At 47.3% G+C, this 4,322-nt stretch carries 5 protein-coding genes; 2 read left to right on the top strand and 3 right to left on the bottom strand.

Translation table 11 applies throughout. From position 1 onward, the window contains the following. The coding region (locus VIM87_RS07395; RefSeq protein ID WP_331996365.1) for a hypothetical protein at nt 1-1,038 on the bottom strand (1,038 nt) is incomplete at its 3' end. Nucleotides 1,039-1,180: 142 nt separating this feature from the next. Further along, nucleotides 1,181-1,969 carry a DUF4350 domain-containing protein gene (locus VIM87_RS07390; protein WP_331996364.1) on the bottom strand — a complete coding sequence of 263 codons (789 nt, stop codon included), beginning with the start codon at nt 1,967-1,969 and terminating at the stop codon, nt 1,181-1,183. A 262-nt stretch (nt 1,970-2,231) separates the two neighbouring features. On the opposite strand from VIM87_RS07390, the gene VIM87_RS07385 reads away from it, so the two are divergent. Both VIM87_RS07385 and VIM87_RS07380 read left to right on the top strand, forming a co-directional pair. Continuing rightward, complete coding sequence (locus VIM87_RS07385) at nt 2,232-2,834, top strand: TetR/AcrR family transcriptional regulator (RefSeq protein WP_331996363.1); 603 nt, start codon at nt 2,232-2,234, stop codon at nt 2,832-2,834. A 60-nt stretch (nt 2,835-2,894) separates the two neighbouring features. Further along, on the top strand, nt 2,895-3,638 hold the full coding sequence (locus tag VIM87_RS07380) for an SDR family oxidoreductase (protein WP_331996362.1): 744 nt from the start codon (nt 2,895-2,897) through the stop codon (nt 3,636-3,638). A gap of 49 nt (nt 3,639-3,687) precedes the next feature. On the opposite strand, the gene VIM87_RS07375 is transcribed toward VIM87_RS07380, so the two are convergent. After that, nucleotides 3,688-4,322, bottom strand: a 635-nt coding sequence (locus VIM87_RS07375; RefSeq protein WP_331996361.1) for a T9SS type A sorting domain-containing protein, incomplete at its 5' end; no start/stop codon positions are given.

The raw sequence follows: 4,322 nt of genomic DNA, 5'->3' as shown, positions 1-4,322 counted from the left end.
ATAACGCTGCACACGGTTCTTATATTCCAGCTGCCCGTAACCACCTAAAATGTACAGAGAGCTATCGTAGGCAGAAATAAATTTATTGGCATGCCAGTACACGGTAAGCGGTGCAGGCGCAAAACCGGTGCTCCACTTTTGTGCGCTGGAATCAAAGGTGCTCAGGGTTTGCCCGTCAATATAAAAGTTATAGAGCTTTTGCAGGAAGGGATCGTAAATGGATTGATTGCCGGCCATCAGCGAATCATGCTTTTCTGTAAGCGCTACTGTGCTGGAAGCGCCGCTCTTAAAAGCGATCTTGTATAAAGAATCTGCAGATACTACGTATAATACCTCGTTCTTTTTATCAAACGCCACACTGGGCATACCGTTCATTTTCAATTCGCTCATTAAAGCCCATTGCTGGTGCTGGGGCCTTATCCAATTGGCATTGCGCACTTCGGCTATTTTGCCGTGAATGGTATCCCGGCATTGATTGCCGCTGCTTTCCGATAAAGGCCAGTAGTATTTTGTTTTGCTGCCTTCACGGATAGCCACGTCCTTTATATTCATGGGCGGAATGTCCAGCATCTGGAAACCTTCAAAATTATTGGCGCCGAACAGCAGGCGGCAGCAGGCCTTTTTCCCAAAATTACCTTTGCCTTTTGCCACCTGTGTATTGTTCACAAACAAGGCGGCTTCCTGTGTTGCAGGATCGATCTTTAATTTGCAGGTACTCCATTTATTATAGAGCGTAGCGGGATCAATGCTAAATACAGTGGAATACTTTTCTCCTATCAGGAAATCGAAACGCAGCGTTTTCTGATTATATACCAGGTCAATGTTTTCCCGGTTATCAAAAATTACGCGCAGTACGTAACCGAAATAAATATCATGATAAGGAACAAAGTTGAGATCGAAGGAAATTTCCGTAGTCCCATCCAGGCACAGAGGTGCTGTTGGCGTCAGGTTAAGGGCGGTCCTTTTTTCCGGCACTACTTCGTGGCTCTGGAATTGTAAACCGTAGGATTGTGCAAAACCGGCCTCATTCAGCAGCAAAACTAAAAAAACTATAAAGGCACAAAATTTCATAACGCTATGCAGCTAAAGGAGATACAATTTAGTCAAGTTTTCCCTGGCCTGCAAATTTTCTATTGCCCCTCCCTGTTGTTTTAGCAGAGAGCTGTGATACAATGCCTTACTATTTTTTGGCGGGTATTTTCGTCATCAGCCAGCTTACCAGGTCCGTCATCGCCTTATCATTCTCATAACCAGCTGGCAGGCGCCCGTTCACATATTCATTATACAACCAGGGATCGCCTACGGCTACTACTGTGCCCTTACCATAAGGAGTAGTAGCAATAATGGTAGCGTTGCCTGAAGTGAGTAAGGGTTTGCCCGGTGGCTGTACACGAATGGAGCAGGCATCTTTCATGAAGATCTTTTTGGTAGTGCGGAATACCGGATGATCTTTTACAGCAATGGCGCCGTTCTCAAAATGCGCATCATCCTTCACGTAATTAATACGTTCATCATTGAAATGCAAACCAAAAACGGCAGCCAGCTCATTAAAATGTTGCAGCTCCGTATTGGCGCTGTCATTGGCCAGCAGCAGCAATACGCCTCCTGCTTTTACCCATTGGCTAATGGCGGTAATATCTTTTTTGCCGATATAATTAGGGGTGGGTGATTCCTTTGCATTATCAGGATCTACAATAATATAAACAGCGGAACTTTTCAGGTTAGCGGCAGCGGGCGCTTCATGTAAGGTGTTCAGGGTGGCGCCCTGCGCTTTAAATGCATCTCCCAGCCTGGAGTAGCCGTTATTACCTGTTTCCTCCCATTTATAGTGGAAAGATTCCATTTCACCCGCAGCATTTTTACGGTGCTCATTATTGAAATAGGAATCCAGGGTAACCGTTTTTTCCTGTGCATGCAGCACAGCAGCGTGGAAGCAGGCTAAAGCCATGCAGGTGTAAACCATTTTCATTCTTCCAATTTAGAAATTATACCGGAATATTTCAGCTGTTTTTACCTGCATGCTTACAGAAGCCCGCCGGGCAAGGCTTTCATATACTAATCGCGTCATTGCGGGTAGCAAAGTAAAGCCGGGGCGTGTAGGCGACGAAGCAACCTCCCGCTGGCTGAAGATTGCTTCGCCGCCCTTCAATCTATAGCCTCCCGGCCCCCCGTAATAACGCGATTTAAAAAAAATATTTGGTCAGATACCGATCGGTATTTATCTTTGTGTCATGAAGTTTGAGCCTAAATCAGAAAAGACGCGATTGTGGATCATTGAAACAACGGCTCCCATTTTTAACAAAAAGGGTTATGCCGGCACATCCATCTCCGACCTGACGGAAGCTACCGGCATGACGAAAGGCGCGATCTACGGCAACTTTGAAAACAAGGAAGATATTGCCCTGGCTGCGTTTGACTATAATCTGAAAAACCGCAGCGGCATTCTCCGCAAAGCCATGGACAGCGCGCCTACCAATAAGGAAAAGCTGCTGGTATACGCGGAGATCTTTCGCCCGGCGAAAAAAACGCCATTCCCGGAAGGCGGCTGCCCCATGCAGAATACCGGTATAGAGGCGGATGACACCCATGAGCTGCTGCGCGAAAAAGCTGCGCAGGCCCTGGAAAGCTCACGCAAATTCCTGGAAGATATTGTTAGTAAAGGCATTGCCGCAGGAGAGTTCCTGCCCGGTATAAATGCCCGCCGGTTTGCCACCGGCTTGCTGGCCATGGTAGAAGGCGGTATTATGCTTTCCGGCATTACTAAAAAGAATAAGGATATAGAGCTGGTATCAGATGCTATTGCAGACCTGGTAAACAGCATTTCAATGAGCTGACATTTTTTTTGTTCCATCAGATACCAATCGGTATCTATCACATAAATAAAAATAAACAACATGAAAACAAGTAACAACACCATCCTGATAACCGGCGGCAGTGCCGGCATTGGCCTTGCAACCGCTAAAGCCTTTCTTGCAAAAGGTAACGAAGTGATTATTACCGGGCGCGATGCCAAACGCCTGGAACAGGCTGCCGCCCAGCTTCCCGGCGTGCATACAATAGTGAGCGATGTAAGCAGCGAAACAGCGGTAGATGAGCTGGTACAAACCATCCGCACAAAATTTCCGCAGCTGAATGTGCTGATCAACAACGCCGGTTATGCCGTGGCATACACCATCACTCCGGGCCAGGAAACCTGGAAAGAAGCGGAAAAAGAAATGTACACCAACTATGTATCCGTAGTGCGCCTCACTGAAAAATTGCTGCCGGTGCTGCAACAGCAAGCTGCTGCTGCAGTGGTGAATGTTACCTCTATTGTTGCCTATGCGCCGGGGTTGCACATACCTACTTACAGCGCCAGCAAAGCAGCGCTGAATTCCTATTCCAAAATATTGCGCTTATCCCTGAAGGATACCAGCATTAAAGTATTTGAGCTGATGCCGCCCCTGGTGAACACCGATTTTTCTGCCGGTATTGGCGGCGCCAATGGTATTGCACCGGAAGTAGTAGCTAACGATCTGTTGAACAGCATGGAGCAGGATGTATATAACATACACACCGGTAAAACGGCCGACATTTATGAGCTGCTGAAAGTATCCCCTACCGCTGCTTTGAACGCAATGAACGGTGTTACCGCATAAAAAAGGCCCCCTCAATAAATGAGGAGGCCCCCGTAATACAAGTGCTCTCTTATTGTATTACAATCTTTTTAGTGGATGTATTATTGCCGTTTGTGATCACGAGAATGTAAAACCCGGCGGGCAGGTTAGCCGTGGAAAGGTTCAGCACTTTAGCATTGCCTTTATGAAAGGCCACTACTTTTTTGCTCACATCCAGGATAGTTACCTGTACCGGTTTGGCCGCATCATACTTTGCTACCTTTACAGACAAAGTGCCGCCTTTTACTAACGGGTTAGGATACACGGTTGCTTCCATTGCAGCATTTACTGCCTTAGCATCCGGTGTAGCGGCTATTTTAGCGACCGTTGCTGCCTGGCCTGCGTTTGTGCTTACGGGCACATTAGCTGGAGGGGCAGCATTCGGCGTTGTACTATTACAGGCGCCAACTACAGCCCAGGTAGTATTGCCGCCCGGTACATCCATAGCGCCGGCCCACCATTGGTTGCGGTAAATAGTATTGTTATAACGTACTATGTTGTTAGGCTTATCATACACCTTATTGGCATTCCACAAAGGCAGGCCGCTGCAGCCTTCAAAGGTTTGGCTGTTCCAGACAGCGAAGGTAGTGGTAGTTACCACGGAATCTTTTCCGCTTCTGATGCCTACGGCGGTGGCGGTGTAAGCTTTATATGCAGATGGTGTCC

It is taken from the genome of Chitinophaga sp., from assembly GCF_036569125.1.
Lineage (GTDB): Bacteria > Bacteroidota > Bacteroidia > Chitinophagales > Chitinophagaceae > Chitinophaga.
Note: the sequence above shows the minus strand (reverse complement) of the source record. Positions and strands in the feature narration are given on the sequence as shown.